The 16681-nt window shown below is 52.8% G+C and carries 13 protein-coding genes; 6 read left to right on the top strand and 7 right to left on the bottom strand.

All coding sequences use genetic code 11. The annotated features are described in order from the left end of the window. The first annotated feature begins 108 nt into the window (after positions 1 to 108). The 4 genes from P8A25_RS00650 to P8A25_RS00665 all read left to right on the top strand — a co-directional run bounded on the left by P8A25_RS00650 (position 109) and on the right by P8A25_RS00665 (position 8807). Positions 109 to 5919, top strand: coding sequence for an RHS repeat-associated core domain-containing protein (locus tag P8A25_RS00650; RefSeq protein WP_251828003.1), 5811 nt, complete (start codon positions 109 to 111; stop codon positions 5917 to 5919). Between the two features lies 1 nt (position 5920). Further along, positions 5921 to 6427 carry a hypothetical protein gene (locus P8A25_RS00655; RefSeq protein ID WP_102721587.1) on the top strand — a complete coding sequence of 169 codons (507 nt, stop codon included), beginning with the start codon at positions 5921 to 5923 and terminating at the stop codon, positions 6425 to 6427. Between the two features lie 696 nt (positions 6428 to 7123). Next, positions 7124 to 7426 (top strand): hypothetical protein, encoded by a 303-nt coding sequence (locus tag P8A25_RS00660; protein WP_215442828.1) that lies wholly within the window; start codon positions 7124 to 7126, stop codon positions 7424 to 7426. A gap of 325 nt (positions 7427 to 7751) precedes the next feature. Beyond that, a complete protein-coding gene (locus tag P8A25_RS00665) occupies positions 7752 to 8807 on the top strand; it encodes a glycosyltransferase (RefSeq protein WP_215442823.1) in 1056 nt (351 codons plus the stop codon). Positions 8808 to 8837: 30 nt separating this feature from the next. On the opposite strand, the gene P8A25_RS00670 is transcribed toward P8A25_RS00665, so the two are convergent. From P8A25_RS00670 to P8A25_RS00690, 5 genes are all read right to left on the bottom strand, one after another. Beyond that, entirely contained in the window at positions 8838 to 9863 is a 1026-nt protein-coding gene (locus tag P8A25_RS00670; RefSeq protein WP_102727940.1) for a hypothetical protein, read from the bottom strand. Between the two features lie 129 nt (positions 9864 to 9992). Beyond that, a complete protein-coding gene (locus P8A25_RS00675) occupies positions 9993 to 11150 on the bottom strand; it encodes a phosphotransferase enzyme family protein (protein ID WP_102727310.1) in 1158 nt (385 codons plus the stop codon). Positions 11151 to 11181: 31 nt separating this feature from the next. Beyond that, a complete protein-coding gene (gene obgE, locus P8A25_RS00680; RefSeq protein ID WP_102727343.1) occupies positions 11182 to 12234 on the bottom strand; it encodes a GTPase ObgE in 1053 nt (350 codons plus the stop codon). A 129-nt stretch (positions 12235 to 12363) separates the two neighbouring features. Beyond that, a complete protein-coding gene (locus tag P8A25_RS00685; RefSeq protein WP_022396375.1) occupies positions 12364 to 12828 on the bottom strand; it encodes a DUF805 domain-containing protein in 465 nt (154 codons plus the stop codon). Between the two features lie 121 nt (positions 12829 to 12949). Continuing rightward, positions 12950 to 13084, bottom strand: a complete 135-nt coding sequence (locus P8A25_RS00690) for a hypothetical protein (protein ID WP_257228122.1) — start codon at positions 13082 to 13084, stop codon at positions 12950 to 12952. Between the two features lie 19 nt (positions 13085 to 13103). On the opposite strand from P8A25_RS00690, the gene P8A25_RS00695 reads away from it, so the two are divergent. Continuing rightward, entirely contained in the window at positions 13104 to 13703 is a 600-nt protein-coding gene (locus P8A25_RS00695; protein ID WP_215442821.1) for an FHA domain-containing protein, read from the top strand. Positions 13704 to 13728: 25 nt separating this feature from the next. Here P8A25_RS00695 and P8A25_RS00700 read toward each other — a convergent pair whose 3' ends face one another. Further along, on the bottom strand, positions 13729 to 14277 hold the full coding sequence (locus P8A25_RS00700; RefSeq protein WP_022396373.1) for a methylated-DNA--[protein]-cysteine S-methyltransferase: 549 nt from the start codon (positions 14275 to 14277) through the stop codon (positions 13729 to 13731). A gap of 146 nt (positions 14278 to 14423) precedes the next feature. Here P8A25_RS00700 and P8A25_RS00705 point away from each other — a divergent pair, with 146 nt between their 5' ends. After that, complete coding sequence (locus P8A25_RS00705; RefSeq protein ID WP_215442819.1) at positions 14424 to 15341, top strand: glycoside hydrolase family 16 protein; 918 nt, start codon at positions 14424 to 14426, stop codon at positions 15339 to 15341. A 409-nt stretch (positions 15342 to 15750) separates the two neighbouring features. Here P8A25_RS00705 and ilvE read toward each other — a convergent pair whose 3' ends face one another. Next, on the bottom strand, positions 15751 to 16617 hold the full coding sequence (gene ilvE / locus P8A25_RS00710; RefSeq protein ID WP_215442817.1) for a branched-chain-amino-acid transaminase: 867 nt from the start codon (positions 16615 to 16617) through the stop codon (positions 15751 to 15753). Between the last annotated feature and the right edge of the window lie 64 nt (positions 16618 to 16681).

The following is a 16681-nucleotide window of genomic DNA, read 5'->3' on the forward strand; positions in this document are numbered from 1 at the left end:
GAAATTTAGTTGATAAAAGGGAAACGTTAAATAAGGAAATTTACTTCAGATATTTCCTGAATAGAGCAAAATATTTTAAAATAACCAACGATTAACCCGATTATCACTATGAAAGAATCATTCAACGACGATATTAATTCCCTGACGGGAATGCGCAGTTCCAACAGCGCGCCCACCACGATTGACGAAAAAGCGCCAACGGACGCTTTTGAAAAAAGCTGGGACTGGTCCTTTGAGGTCCGGGAACTGCGACCGAATGAAACGGCCGAGTGCAAGGTAACCATGGGAGCCGACGATTTGGCGAAGCTGACGGTGGACGGAGAAGAAAAGTTGGACATCGGTCCGCGCGGCGAATACGGCGGCGGCACCTACGAACCGCAGGACATCTCCTTCAGTATTGAACCGGGTACGCACCAGGCCCACGTGGATTACAGCAACATCTCTATTCCCAATCCCGACTACAACATTGCCAAATTCACCTTCGACCTGAAGGTGGAAATCACCGACCAGCAGACGGGCTCCTCTTCTTCCTACGTGCCTCCGGAGACGGAAACGGACCCTGTGGACAATGACGACGAGGGCGAAGAAGATCCCTGTGGAGGAACGAGCAGCGGTGGCAGCAGCAGTTCCCCCAACAGCAGTTCCAGCAACCCGTGCCCGGACGATGACAACGGCGGAGATGAGGAAGACCCCGATCCTGAAGATTCCTCTTCCTCGGACGGTTGTGCGGACAACCGGGGCGGCTCCGGCAGTCCGCCCACGGCGCGCAGCCTGGCTTCATCCGCCTCCGTGGATGGAAAGTTCTCCTCCGCAGGCAGGCGGGTGACTACCCAGACGCGGAAAACCAGCATGGTCTGGCGCACCAACTTCGGCTCCTTCCGCGGCATGGAGGGTGTGCCGTACGGCATGCTGGAAATCGTGGCTTACAACTTCTCATCCAAGTTGTGGACCCCCGGCGCCCTGCAATATTTGCATCCAATGGCCAGCCGCGTTCTGCCTCCTCCCGGAGGTGCGCTGGGGGCTAACATGGCCTTCCAGATCCAGAACGGCGGCACCAATGCCAACTATTATTGCTATGCCGGCGCAGCCAGTGCGGGCTCCATCGGCGGTTCTCAAAAAAGGACAGGTTCCGTTTCCATGGCATATGCCGGGGTATCCGGCCGCGCCGCTTCCGCCTATGCGGCGGAAATGAGGGTCAGCAACGGCAGGGGCAATACGGTCATGTACGGCGGTCCTTCCGTTTCCGCCCTGGGGGCGGCCTCCGGCTACCAGACCAAACTGGGTTCTTCCTGGACGGCGCAGGATTTTTCCAAGTATCTGGACGTTGTCCGGGGCGCTGACGACGGCATCCGCCAGGTCTGGAACCTGTGGGATGGTCTCGTCAACATTGAAAATGTGGTGGATACGGGCTACATGATCGCCTTCTATCTGCCCGAGCAGGTGAGGGCCAAGGACGCCGCCACCGGTCTTTACTCCGTCACGGGGACGCCGTTTAAAACCTTCACCATTGCCGGCGATGCGGAAACCAACAAGCTCACCGTTACGGAACAAACGGAAGGGCGTGCGCCTTACGTCACGTGCTACTGGCAGGGAACGGGAGGGGCGTGGTGCATGTCCCAGGGGGAAGGGGAAGACGCCATCTACACCATCAGGGAAAAGCAGGCGGTCTCCTTCGGTCTCTGGAAGCTCATCACTACTGTGCAGCGCGGGGAAAACGGCACGCCTATTTCCCGGATGTGTGAAACCTATGAACAGGGCCGCAGCGGCAACCTGTGCACCAGCCGTATTGAGGCCTATGGAACCGACTATGCCCGTGAAACGACTTATGCTTACAACGCCATGGGCAAACTGGTCCGGGAAACGGCTCCCGACGGGAGCGTGAAGACCTGGTCCTACGACGCCTTCGGGCGTGAAACTGTCCGGATGGAACCTTGGTCAGGCGGAGGAAGGAAGGGAACCTACACCTACTATCGCTACTCCGACCATGCCGATCCGGATATCGTGCACCAGTACGTGGTGCTCACCATCAATGCTGCCCGGCTGACGGACACGCACTACACCTACTCTGAAGCCAACCATGTGCGCCGTGTGGAAAAACGCACCACGGCGTTGGGTGCGGAGGGAGAACAGCTGGAAGTGACGGAAACGTGGCTGCCCACGGCGCCCAATGAATACGCCCGGGGACGGTTGAAGATGAAACAGGCCGTCAACGGCGTGCAGACGGCCTGCAGCTATGAGGCGTCCAGCCAGTACGGCGCCCTTTACAAGGAAACCAGGGAAACGCAGATAGCGGGGCAGGCCGTGCCGGGGCACAGCACGCGGAAAATCACGTACGTCTCCACGCAGGGCAACAACACGCACATAGAAAAATATGTGCTGCTGACGGACGGAACCTGGGCGTTGACGGACACGGCGGACTATGAATACGACAAGGAAAACCGGTGGATCAAGCGCACGCGGGGCAACGGCAGGGTAACGGAACGGGAGATGATGTGCTGCGGCCCCCTGTGGGAAAAGGATGAAGACGGCATCGTGACCACCTACTCCTACAACACGGCCCGCCAGCTTGTGGAAACCATTCGTTCGGCTACGGAAACCACTCCTGAAACCATCCTCAGCTACACTCGGGACGCCTTCGGCAGAATCCTTCAAACGCGCCGGGACGTTGGACCCATGATCACGACGGAGAGGAAGGCTTACGATCTGCTGGGGCAGCTGGCACAGGAAACAGACGTACTGGGGAGGACCAATGCATACGCCTACAGTGCGGACGGTCTGACGGAAACCGTCACGACGCCGACAGGCGCGACGCTCATCACCATCCGCCATGCGGACGGAACTGTGCTGGAGCAGAGCGGCACGGGACAGAGACATCTTCTTTACCGCACGGAATACTCTACAGAAGGCATTGCCCGTTCTACGCTTATTCCCGTAGCGAAGGGAGAACCGGTGGTGATGGAACAAACCGTCACGGACGGAAGGGACAACGTAGTGCGCATCTCCCGGGCGAATGCCAACGGCGGCCTTATCCATGACCGGCGCATTTTTGACCTGAACAACAGGCTTTTACAGCAGCAAATGGACGGGATGGCTCCGGTGCTCTATGACTATGACTCGTTTGGCAATATTGTCAAAACCACGCTCAAGCTGGCCGAAGACCCCACTCCCGCCAATTCCCTCGTCACGGAATACGCCTATGCCTGCCAACAGCGGGAAGACGGCGTCTACCGGGTGACAACGGCGACCCACTACAACAGCCAGGGAACGACTTACGCGGAAAGCACGGCCGAGCTGGCTTCCTTCCTGTCTGCCTCCCTGGCCGGAAAAAGGATTGACACCGATCCACGGGGAAATGAGACCCTGCAATGGACGGAATACACGGCGCCGGCCAAACGGACGGAGAAAACGCAAACTCCGGCTTCTTCCGTCATGGCGGAAACTGTTGTCATAGACGGTTACCCCGTGTCCCGGAAAGATCATGCGGGAACGGTGACTACTTCTTCCCGCATCTATACGGCCAGCGGCAGCTCGGAAACCTATACGGATGTCCGTGGAAATTCCACCGTTGTCGTCTTTGACCTGGCCGGCCGTGAAACCGTCAGGACGGATGCCGTCGGCAACACCACCACCATCCAGTATGACCCGTCCACGGCGTCCCCCTCCTGCATCACGGATGCGTTGGGTAACACGGCCTGCTATGCCTATGATGTGCGCGGGCGCAAAACCGCCGAATACGGTACGGCCCTCCAGCCCTCGGTGTTTGCCTATGATGACGCGGACAGGCTGGTTTCCCTCACGACGTTCCGGATCCCGGGAGAAACAATCATTACCGATCCTCGGGAACGGACAGACGGGGATGTGACGGTGTGGAGCTACGACGACGCCTCCGGTCTGATGACGGCTAAAACCTATGCTGACGGCCATGGAGACAGCTATTCCTATGACAACTGGAACAGGCTGGCGGCCAAACAACAGGCGCGGACGGTGGGTCAAGAGGCGATACCTTTGACGACCACCTACGGCTACGACCTGCAGACGGGCAATCTGGTTTCCATCACTCACAATGATGCAACGCCCTCCATCGGTTGTGCATACAACCACCTTAACTTGATTACGCAGGTCACGGACGGTTCCGGTACGCGGATCTTGGCCTACAACCAGTACAATGAAGCGGAATCGGAAAACACGACGGGTTTGGTGGCAAGTGCGCTCCATAATCGGCGCGACAATTTGGGCCGTGCCTCGGGTTACAGTCTGAACTATGGGGAGAGTATAGTCCAGCAAACGACCTGGGGATATGATGGTTACGGACGTCTTTCCTCTGTCTCGCTCAACAATGTCTCCTCCCCCTTCGTGTACGGTTACAACGCCGGCCACGGGCTCCTGGAAACGCTTGACTATCCCAATACCCTCAGGAGATGGTACACGCGGGAAGAGAAGCGGGACCTGTTGACCAGGATCGACTACCTGCGTCCCGGCAGTGCCAACTACCCGGCCAAAACCGACTATGCTTACGACGCGTTGGGGCGTCCCACGGAAAAGAAGGACTACTTCAATACGCCGGCTCCCGACCTGACGCATAGTTACAGCTACAATGGCCGCAGCGAGCTGATTGCCGACGCGATGAGCCGGGGAGGAACGTATTCTTATGCGTATGACAACATCGGAAACCGCATGACCTCTCAGGAAGGAGCGGCAGGGTTATCCACGATATACACGGCCAACCGGCTTAACCAATACACGGACATCACCCAGGGAGAAGAAACGCCTTTTGTGCCAACCTACGACGCCGACGGCAACCAGACAAAGCTCCAAACTTCCACTGGGGAATGGGAAGTCGTCTATAATGCGTTGAACCAGGCGGTTGTCTTCACGCAGGGTAGCCAGCGTGTGGAATGCCGCTACGATTATTTGAACAGGCGTGTAGAAAAAGCCGTCTATGAAGGAGAAGCTCTCATGTCGAAGAAACGCTTTATCTATCACGGGTACCTGCAAATCGCGGAACTGGACGCTACTAATGGAACGGAAACGGTAGTACCCATCCTGCGTAAAACCTACCTGTGGGATCCGATGGAACCGGTCGCCACGCGTATTCTGGCGATGACCATATTTAACGAAACAGGAGTTTATGACGAAGACCTCTACTATACCCATGACCTGTTGAAAAACACAACGGCCCTGTTTGGCATCCAGGCAGGACGCCGTGCCTTGTATGAATATGGGGCATATGGGAATGTTCTTAAGATGGAAGGCAATGCCGCCCAGGGCAATCCGTTCCGGTTTTCCAGCGAGTACACTGATGACGAACTTGGTCTGATGTTTTACAATTATCGGTATTATAATCCAAATGATGGCAGGTGGGTGAGTAGAGATCCAATGATGGAAGGGCCGCAGGAAAATCTATATGGATATGTAGACAATTTAACTAGTGCTTTTATTGACGTAAGAGGAGAGTTTGGGTTTGCATTACCGGCATTATTAAATCCAATTGGATTGATAGTTGCTGCCGTTGCCGTAACTGCTGTCGCTATTACTGAAGTTATTGCTCCAGGTACAACAGAGAAAGTTATTAAAAAAATATCGGAGAATGTAATTCCTAAACCTCCTATAGCTTTGCCTCGGGTAGATATTGAAAATATTGAAAAAATAAGAGAATGTGAGAAGATATATAATGAATATCACGAATTAAGTCAAAAAGGGTGTCCTCCTTGTACAGGAACATGTTGTGAACAACTTAAAGAGAGTGTAAATTGTAAGCAAAATTTAGTTGATTCCAGAAGGAAATATTTAGAAAATAATTGCGATGATTATTTGCCAGGGGCTCAAAAATATCCAAGAAATCATGTGCAGGAATTAAAAAATAGAATTAATTCTGTAAGAGAGTGTAAGAAAAGAATGAAAAAAATATGTGGAGAATAATATGAATTTTTTACCTACTAGGCAGGATATATTAGATGGACAAGATGACTTGGATATTAAGTGGGCATTAGAAGTTTTTGAAAATAAATCAACGGAAGATGCCTATAAATTGCTTGTAGACAGAAAAATAGATCCTCTTCTATATAGTGAATTAATATCTTATATGGGAAATAAAGCATTTGCTTATTACTGCATTCCATTTTTTGATTATATTGACTCGGACATATTCAAGATAAGATTGGAAGAAGAAGATGTAGATACTTATATGTCTTTTTATGGATTAAATAATATTTGTAAAAGATATATTGGATTCTTAAATAAAGATGATTATTTAGATAAAGATATATTGTTGAATTTAATAAAATTATATCCATTTTGCATTGATTTTGTTTTTAATCTCTGCACAAGGGAACAAGAGGAAAGTGATGATGATAATTATAATAAAATTTTATATAAAGAATTATGTGAAAATTACAATGTGCTAAAAAATAGGATTTCGTTATATTAAATTTTCTAAAAAGGAAATTCTATATATTGTTTAAGTTGTATATGCAAATGATAGTGATGGAAATTTCAACAGGGCGGGAAGCTATGTGGAAAGTCTACATTACATGATCCCATCTGCTAAGGCATATGACGGCTCTATACCGTATTTCAGCCGGAGACAGCTCGTAAGTCTGATCTTTCTGGTAGTATCCATTAAAATAGAGGGGAACACGTCTCAGAAAAATTCGTGCTGCTTCTTGAAAGAGTATGCCGATGACGAGCGTAGGCTGGATTACTATATGTCCCAGGCCATAATCTTATGATAACTTCAGAAAAAATTCTTGAAATATTTAAAAACTCGTCGTCGCTAAATGTATATAGTAATCGGGAGAAAGAAGAATTGGCATTTCATCTTGATGACATTATCAATGAGATGGATTCCTTGATAAAAATATTTAAAAACGAAACACTGGACGACAAGGAATTTGAGAATGTTTATCAGATGATCGTTATTCATTGGCTCTATCACATGAAGGAATTAAGAAAAATATTAAAAAACTGGGAAAAGCTATAGAATAAGAAATTTTTATTTTCGGACCAAAGAGCTGAAATAAAGGTTTATTTTATGTTTTTTTAAAGAAAATAATAAACGTTAATATTCTAATTTTACAATGTAACGATTATATAATAAAAATATTAACTTGCCAATTATAAATAAATGCCAGATGTAACTACTATTATTTTTCGTATAGAAGGTTGTCAAAAGCAGCCTGATAATCAATTAGAGCAAGTAGCTAATCCAGATCTTAGAATTTGGATTAAAGACTATGATATTTTACCTAATCAGCAAGATAGAGTGATTGGATGTTTAAAAGAAATAATAATTTTAGCATCAAGAATTGATTGTGGAGATAAATATATTCATATCAGCCTTACGGAAGGTATGGCGTCGTTTAGGTTACCCCCTTCTCTTTTAAAATCTATTTCAGATGTTGGTTGTATTCTTGAAATTGAAGTTTGATTAAGTATACACCAATCACCTTATCTTTCTCCATTCTATCCGGGCATGCTTCGAGTGGAAAGTGGCCGTTCACACAGCTTGCAATGGAATTGCCGTGTATAAGACGTGGCGGTTCATGCTTTTGTTTTTCCATCAATGGCGGATGAATGATATGGGATACGCCAATCGTATCAAGATGCAGGTCAATATATCTGGCCACGGGGGCTTGCTCTGTTATGGAAGTCGCGTTCTATTTTAAGTTGAGGTTTAGAAGCGTAAGGGATAGGATCGTGAAAGTGTTAAAAAAGCGTTGAAACGAATTCCCCAATAATAAAATAATCCAGCTATGAACTCTCTCTACATTATTGGGTTTCCGTCCCTTTACGGAGGGGCGGGGGCCGAACTTTATCATCAGATCAAGGTTTGGGGACATCTGGGGGTGGAAATGCACCTTATCCCCACCCAGAAGAACGCACACCGTGCCGAACTCTATCTGGAAATGGTTGAGTGGGGCGTTATAATACATGAGAGTTATGACTGGTCGGCCATTCCGGAAGGGGCTCCCGTCATCAGTTTTTGCAATGAAGAGTTCCTGACAGCACTGCCGGAAATACGGAAACGGACGAGGAGGACGGTCTTCGTCAATTGCATGACCTGGCTTTTCGGCAGCGAAAAGGAAGCCATGAAGAGGGGAGATATTTCCCTATTTCTTTACCAGAATGACCGGGTGAGGAAGAACATGATGCCGCGCCTGAGAGCCTTGAATTCTGATCCGTCCATCCGCTTCATGACGTTCAAGCCGTATTTTGACACAACCGATTTTCCTTTTATTGCACAGCGTTCTACGGACTGGTTCGGCGCGGGACACATTTCCAGGCAGGATGAGGATAAATTCAGCAAGGACACGTGGCACATTTACGAGCATTTTGCTTCACCCGTCCGGAAGAGAGGAACTTTTCTTGGCTTTGATCAGCGGAGCGAGGCGAAGACCGGAAGGCCGCCCGACTGGGTGGAGACGTTCCATGACCAGAGGTCTCTATCCCAGCAGGAGTTTTACCAAAGATGCCACATCGTGCTGCAACCCACGGATACGACGGAGAATTGGCCGCGCGTGGGCTTTGAGGCCATGGCGAGCGGAAGCGTGCTTATTGTGGACAAGCGCGGAGGCTGGGAACAGATGGTGGAACACGGGAAGACCGGATGGCTGTGCGAAAGCCCGGGGGATTTCATCACATACGCCACCAAGATGGCGTGGGAACCGCATTACCGGGAGGATATGGCCTCCGCTGCCCGGGAACGCGGCATGGCTCTGGGAGGGCTGGAAGCGTCCAGGGAAAGCTGGCAGGGAGTGTTTGAAGCAATCAGCCGGATACCGGATGAATCCCTTCCATTTCTGCCATGATTGGAGCGTGGCTTGCTGCCTCCATACGGGTCAGATGAGCCACGTGCCGTATTGGCAGAGGTTTTTCTGCCTGTTCATGCTGTAGCCGATGATGTATTTGAGGAGGTCCGCCTGGGAGTAGCCGTGTTCTGCGGCCGCCAGGCAGATGGAACCGCTTTTGCCCAGGTGGCAGCAGATGTTCATTTCCAGGATGCGCCGTTCGCCTTTTTCAAAGTCAATCCGGTAGTCGATGCGGAAATAGTCCATCGGCCCCAGGGCGTCCCAGACTTTCTGCACGTCGTTGGCGATGTCCTGTTCCAGGTCGTGCACGGAGACTATCTGGTAGCCCAGGTGGTCATGCAGTTTCAGGTCTTCCGTGATGATGCTGCCCGGTTTGTCGGATTTCGGCTGCACGTATCCCAGGATGACGGGTTTTTCACCCCCCAGCACGGGAACCGTGACGTCAATGCCTTCGCAGTATTGTTCCACGAGCACTTCATGCCCTTCCTCCATCAGGCGCCGGGCGCACGCGGCTACCGCCTCCCAGGAGCCGCAGATGCTGTCTTCCCGGATACCGCCGGAAGCGGCTCCAAACCGTTTTTTGACGAAGTAGGGGCCGGGAAAGGGCGCTTTGTCCGGAATGCCTTTTTCCCCGGAAAGCCCGATGCCCTCCGGCATGTTCAGGCCCAGGGAGCGGAATACCAGCTTGGTCAGGAGCTTGTCTTCCGCAATGGCGCGGATGTTGGGCGGGGCGCCCAAATAGGGGATCTGGATGAATTCGCAGTACGAGGAGATGAATATTTCAGGCTTGGACATGCCGAACCTGTTCATCAGGGAGAATACATAGTCCACGTTTCCTTTGGCGAATTGCACGGAATAGGGCTTGGAGGAGGAGACGACGTCATAGCCGATGTCCTGAATGGCCTTGTAAATGTTGTAGTGGTACTGGGGATAGCCTCCGTTGCCCGTGTAGGGTTTTTTGGAGAAATCGGGAGCGTCGGGGGCATACGGGGCCAGATACATGATCCTTGCCGGCTTGCCATATTGATTGAGTTGAATATCCGGTATTTCAAACATGGTCTGTGGCGATTGCGTGGAATGTTTCTTGGATTATGGAAATCGCCGCAGTGTTCAAATAATATAAATAATAAGGGACGGCATAGCCGTCCCGGAGAGAATGGAAAAGAAGGAGGGAGAGCTCCCACTCTATTTTCTGGACATCCCCTTGGCCACGCGCTTGACATATTGCTCCATGGACGGAAGTTCCTGTTCAATGCATTCCACCAGCTTGAGCTGTGTGCGGCAGCGGATGAGGTTGTGGTCCGGGCGGGAAACCTTGAAGTATTGGTCTCCTTCCAGGTAGTCCGTCAGGAACCGGATGCCGATTTCCAGCGTGATGAGTTTTCCGGAGAAAGCAAGCTGGTCTATTTCCGCCTGGGTCAGGAAGCCGTGGGCGGCGGCCAGATACCCTTCCACAATGGATTGGAACATCGGCATGCGCATGCGCACCTTGTCCAGGTCTTCTTCATCTTCTTCCGTAGGCGGGGTAACGGTGCGCACCATGTCGCCGAAGTCGTACAGCACAAGGCCGGGCATGACCGTATCCAGGTCAATGACGCAGACGGCGTGGTCCGTATCTTCGTCCAGCATGACGTTGTTGATTTTGGTGTCGTTATGGGTGATGCGGGTGGGAAGCACGCCGCCGGCCTGGAGGTCCAGCAGACGGTCCACGTCCTGCTCGCGCGCCTTGATGAAGTCCAGTTCCGGAAGGCAGGTGGAAAGGCGTTCCTGCGGATCCTGCGCCGCCACTTCCATCAGGCGGTTGAAGCGGTTCCGGGTGTGGTGGAATCCGGGAATGGTTTCCACGATGTCGTCCGGATTCATGTCGCTGATCAAGTCCTGGAAGGATCCGAATGCAAATCCGGCCTGGTACGCCTGGCGGGTGTTTTCCACCACGTCGTAGGTATGCGTGCCTGCCAGGTAATTGTAGCAGCGCCAGATGCCGTCGCCGGGAATGTCGATGTAGTTGCGGCCGCCGCGTGCCGGATAGAGGTTGAGGGTCTGCCCGGCGGAGTCCTTCAGGCGGCGCAGGACTTTCCAGTTGATGTGCCGCGTGACTTTCTCCACATTGCGCATGACGGCTCTGGGGTCCTTGAAGACATAGTCGTTGATGCGCTGGAGGATGTAGGAGTCTTCCGTCCCGTCGCTTTTGCGGTAGGTGGCCTTGTAAGTGGTGTTGATGTGGCCGCTGGGGATTTCCTTGCCGGTGACGAATTCCCCTTCAATGGCGAAGAGGTCTCCAATTCCGGCGATACGGCACAAGAGCTGGTCGGGGTCTGTCGTTGCGGCAAGCGGAGCGGTCATGTGGAAGGGAGAGAGGGTTGAACGGATGGTTTTAACGAACGAATTTATAGCCTACAAGTTCGTCAAGCTTGCTCTTGAGCCGGGAAATGCCTTCTCCGTTGAGCGCGGAAAGGGGGATGACGTCCACCTTAGGAAAACGCATGCGGAAGTTGGCCAGGTTTTCTTCCGCCCCTTCCAGGTCCATTTTGTTGGCGACGACGAACCAGGGCTGTTTGGCCAGGTCTTCACTGTACAGCTTGATTTCCGTGCGGAGGTTTTGAAGGTCTTCAATGGGGTCGCGGCCTTCGCTGCCGGCCATGTCCAGAACGAAGACGAGCACCTTGCAGCGCGTGATGTGGCGCAGGAATTCATGCCCCAGGCCGCGGTTGTTGTGCGCGCCTTCAATGATGCCGGGAATGTCCGCCACAACGCAGCGGCGGAAGCTGTCGAATTCCACTACGCCGATGATGGGCTGGAGCGTGGTGAAGGGATAGTTGGCGACTTTGGGCTTGGCTTCCGAGATGTCTCCCAGCAGGGTGCTTTTGCCCGCGTTGGGGTAGCCCACCAGTCCGGCATCCGCAATGCGGCGCAGTTCCATGAAGAAGACGCCTTCCTCCCCTTCCGTTCCCATCTCGGCTTCCGTAGGCGCCTGGTTGGTTGCAGAGCGGAAATGCCAGTTGCCCTTTCCGCCGATGCCGCCCTGGCACAGCGTGAACCGGGTGCCGATTTCCGTCAGGTCCGCAATTTTTTCCAGCTCGATGCCTTCGCCTTCCCGTTCCAGCCAGGTCGCCTCCGCCATGGAGGAGGCATTGCTGCGGTAGATGATGGTGCCGGGAGGAACTTTCCCGATGACGGATTTGCCGTTTTTGCCATGCTTTTTGGCGCTTTGTCCGCCTACTCCATCCGTGGCGATCAATTTGGGGTCGTAGAAAAAGGAGCGCAGATCATTCGTGTGCGGGTCCACTTCCAGAATGACGCTTCCGCCATCGCCGCCATCTCCTCCGTCCGGACCGCCCTTGGGCACGAATTTGGCCCTGCGGAAGCTGACCAGCCCGTTTCCTCCCTTTCCTGCCCTGGCAAATATGCGGATGTTGTCAACAAACATGTTCTGAATATGAAGCATTTCCCCCCAAAACGCAAGACAAGTGCAGGACTGTACGGCTTTTCCATGGCATGTGCCGCTAACTTTTCCAGTGAACCGGAAAGCTGTTTGGCAAAAGGAAATTCCGGAAAATTACGGCAGCCCCGGGTATTTTTCCGACGGTCCGTATTGGTTCGTTCCCCGCTGGCTGTCTTCACAGCAGTAAATGAGAAGAATAATGCTCCCTATCAGCGGAACCAGATAAAGCAGCAGCATAATTCCGCCTTTGTTGGTGTCATGCAGGCGCCTGCATGTGACGGCCAGCGAAGGAATCACGGTAAATAGACTCCATAGCAGAAGGGGAACGGCACCTGCCATGCCATAGGTAAAAGTTTCAGTTGATGACATTTGCTGCGGATGATGGCAGGCAAACAGGATGATCATGAAGATGGTGAAGGCCATGTCCAACAGGAGCAGGACAGCAGTCTGCCCCAATACCCAGTACCAATATTCCGAACGGGTAGCCCTCCCGGAAAATACAGCGTATTTGGAAATTACCGATTTGGCGGCCGTCAGCAGATTGTATCCCTTGAAAGCTGATGCTTGCGTGGCGTTCATGCCTGATGTTAGCCGCCGCGGGTCCGGGATGTCAATTCCCTATCCGGAGGAACGTTTTATATAGGGGATTTAAAGTGTGTGAATTATCTATTAAGAATATCTTTTGGGAAACTCCTGCTGGTCAGAAGTCTGGAAAAATGGAGCCGCATGATGGAACTTCATGGAATCCGCCTTCTGAAGGAGAGGCGCATGCAACCGCTTTTTTCCCGGGCATGCCGGGCAAACGGTCTTTTGGATTGAAAATCAGCGTCGGCATGGCATGATGCCCGTGAATCATGCCCCGCCTTTCCATCCAATTGCCCGACGGTTCCGAGAAAACCATCGTTCTTCCGAAGAACGGCGAATATTTCGCCCGCATCGGACGCGACGAACATTGTGAAATAGTGCTGCCTTTTCAGTCCGTGTCCGGAGAACACGCCCTGCTTCAGTTCAAGGAGGGCGCGTATGTTCTGGAAGACCTGGGTTCAACTAATGGAATCAAGATCAACGGGCTCACGCCCATGGGCGCCGCCTCTCTTTACGATGGCGACGAAATTGCCCTGGGAGATGCCAGGCTCCGGTTTGCCGAAGAGCCTTCTCCGGGACTCATTCCCGAGCCGACCGAAGCGGGGGAGGAAGAGGCAGCTCCTTCCGCCGCCATGCGGAATTTGCAGCAATTGGCGGACGAGGCCACCCGTACGGCGCGGAAGAATTATTTGTGGATGGCCCTGTATGCCGTCCTGATGTTTTTCCTGGCCGTTTTTGCCGGGTTGACTTACAAGCATTACAAGGTGACGGGAGAATTGCTGCCCCTTCAGTGGCTCGGCATTGAGTCTCCCAAGGCTGCCTTGAAGTCCATGACGCCTCTGCAGGCGGCGGACGCCGCGCAGCAGTAGGCCAATTCAAGCTTTTCCGCCGTTTTCACGAGCTGGCAGGGGTATTCCATCGGGCGCGTTCCGCATCCGGGAACAGCATGAAGGGAGCCACGGCACCCTGTTCCAGTTCCAGCAGATATTGCTTGATAGTCAGGCCGCCCGCATAACCGGTCAGTTTTCCATTGGCTCCAATGACCCGGTGGCAGGGAATGATGATGCTGATGGGGTTCTGGTTGTTGGCATGCCCCACGGCCCGGCAGGCTGATGGCTGTCCAATTTGCCGGGCGATATCGCCGTAGCTTCTGGTTTCCCCATGGGGGATGGTTTGAAGGGCCTTCCAGACCGTTTGCTCAAATTCCGTTCCCTGCGGAGAAAGGGGCACGTCAAACATGCGGCGGGCACCTTGAAAGTATTCGTCCAGTTGGCTGGCTGTTTGGCGCAGCAGGGGCGTTTCCTCCCATTCCACATGCTCCGGTTGCACCATGCGGCTAAAGAAAACGTGCGTGACGGCCGTTCCGTTTTCCACGATGACGATGGCCCCCACGGGGGTTTGATGAAGAAGGGCCCGGCCACGGGGTGAAGGAGTGGTCTTCATACCGTAATCATAGCATGCGGCGGAAGAGAGTTTCTATCCATTTTACAGGGTATTTCCGCCATCCTGCAAGGGAAGGGAGGGAAAAGGCGCCCGTCCGGACGTATTTTGTTTGAAAGGCTGCGGTTCCAAGTACAGTATTGGTCCGTATGAAGAAGAGCCTGTTTGCCGTGTTGTTGGCCGCATGCCTGTGCATGTCCGTAAAGGGAGAAGACGTCAAGCCTCCGAAGACCCTTCCCGGCGGATGGGTTTATGTTTGGGGTGACGAGTTCAACGGGTCCAAGATAGACGCCAAGAAGTGGAAGCCGGAGCTGGGCGTGATACGCAATCAGGGGTCCCAGCAGACCTATACAGCACGGCCCAAGAACATGAGGCTGGAAGACGGCTGCCTGGTCCTGGAGACCCACTTTGAGAAGTTCGCCAATATCAATTACAAGAAGAGTCCGTCGGACTGGATTAAGAATACCAAATTCATGCCCTACACGTCCGGTTCCGTGACGACGATCAAGACGAAGAATTTCATGTTCGGCAGACTGGAAGTTCGGGCCAAGGTTCCCAGAACCAAGGGCATCTGGCCTGCCATCTGGCTGCTTGGCAAGAACAAGTGGGGCTGGCCCGTCAATGGAGAGATTGATATGCTGGAGAATATTTCCCAGCAGCCGGATGTGGTTTATTCCACCTTCCATTTGAGCCCGGACGGCGTGTCCAAGAAGGATGCTTCCCGCGGAGGCACGGTGAAGATTGATAACCTTTCCGATGATTTTCATACGTATGTCATGGAGTGGGACAAGGATTCCATTAAGCTGATGGTGGATGACAAGCTGGTGAAATCCATTGATCTGAATACCACCAATTATGCCAATGAGGCGGGCAATCCGTTCCGTACGCCGTTTTACCTCATTCTCAATTCTGCCGTGGGCGGCAACTGGTGTGAAAAGGCTCCGAAGGATGGCAACGGTTATCCCGTGAAGTTCCTGATTGATTACGTCCGTTTCTACCAGACGAAGGAGCACGCCCAGCAGGCCAAGCAGTTTGATCCGGAAACCGGATTGCCGAAGAAGAATTAATCCCGCCTTTTTCCTGGCTGGAACGGTTCCGGTATGGGGGCAGAAGCGGAACGTGTCCGGTTTTGTCCTTGTGCGTGGGAGATAAGGCGGAGACGGCTTTTTAAAGAATCCTTTCGCTTCGCTCTGGAGTGGAGTATGCCCTAAAGGCCTGGAGGCCTTCATTCCCGGGTGAGCGCATTCCGTTTATGCCGGGGTGATGTGTTCTTTTACCGTGTTTCCTGATGGTCCGCACTGTAAAAACAGGCGTTTGATCCGTTCATGTTCCGGCTTCACTCCTCCTGTGGATTTCAAGCTGAACATTTCATGGAATGGCGTTGCGCCGCTTTCGGATTTTGATGCAGTGGCGCAAAAAAACGGCCCCGTCGGACAGGAGGGGCCGTTTTTGCTATCAAAAAGGAAATGCCAGGCTTTAGAAGGCTGTTCCCGTGGTCTGGGTCAGTTCCTGGAAGCGGGCCAGGATGCGGGCGGTCACCGGACCGATTTTGCCGGAACCCAGCTGGTAGGCGTCCAGTTTGGTGACGGGGACGCATTCCGCTGCCGTGCCGGTCAGGAAGCATTCATCCGCGCAGGTGATGGTAAAGCGGTTCATGGTTTTTTCCTCCGCCGGGATTTGCAGTTCCCGGCAGATTTCCAGCACCACGCGGCGCGTGATGCCGTCCAGGCAGCCGTCCGTGACGGGCGGCGTGAAGACGGCTCCGTCTTTTACGATGAAGATGTTGTCTCCCGTGCATTCGGCCACGTTGCCCAGGTCGTTCAGCATCAGGGCTTCCGCTACGCCCTGGCGCACAGCTTCCATCTTGGCCAGGATGTTGTTGAGATAGTTGAGGGATTTGACCTGGGGGCAGAGGGCGTCCGGACGGTTGCGGCGCACGGAGCTGGTGATCAGGGGCAGCCCGTTTTCATACACGGCGGGATCGTACAGGGAGATTTTATCCGCAATGATGAAGACGCTGGGGCGTTTGCAGTTGAAGGGATTGAGCCCCAGGTTGCCAATGCCGCGGGTAACTACCAGGCGGATGTAGCCGTCGCTCAGGCCGGAAGCCGCCGCCGTTTCGCATACCGCGTTGGAGAGTTCCTCCCGGGTATAGGGAATGTCCAGCAGCAGATAATGGGCGCAGTTGTACAGGCGGTCCATGTGGTCTTCCAGGCGGAAGACGCGCTTGTTGTAAAACCGGATACCTTCAAAAATGCCGTCTCCATAGAGCGTACCATGGTCAAAAACGGAGGTCTTGGCCTCCTCCTGTTCCACCAGCTTTCCATCTAACCAAATCTTCATCGTTGTCTAGAATTTAGAAATTATTTATGCCAGAGCAGGATAGCCCCATTTGAAGAGGGGGGGA

Origin of the sequence: Akkermansia sp. BCRC 18949 (assembly GCF_045011645.1) — a bacterium.
Classification (GTDB): Bacteria; Verrucomicrobiota; Verrucomicrobiia; order Verrucomicrobiales; family Akkermansiaceae; genus Akkermansia; species Akkermansia massiliensis.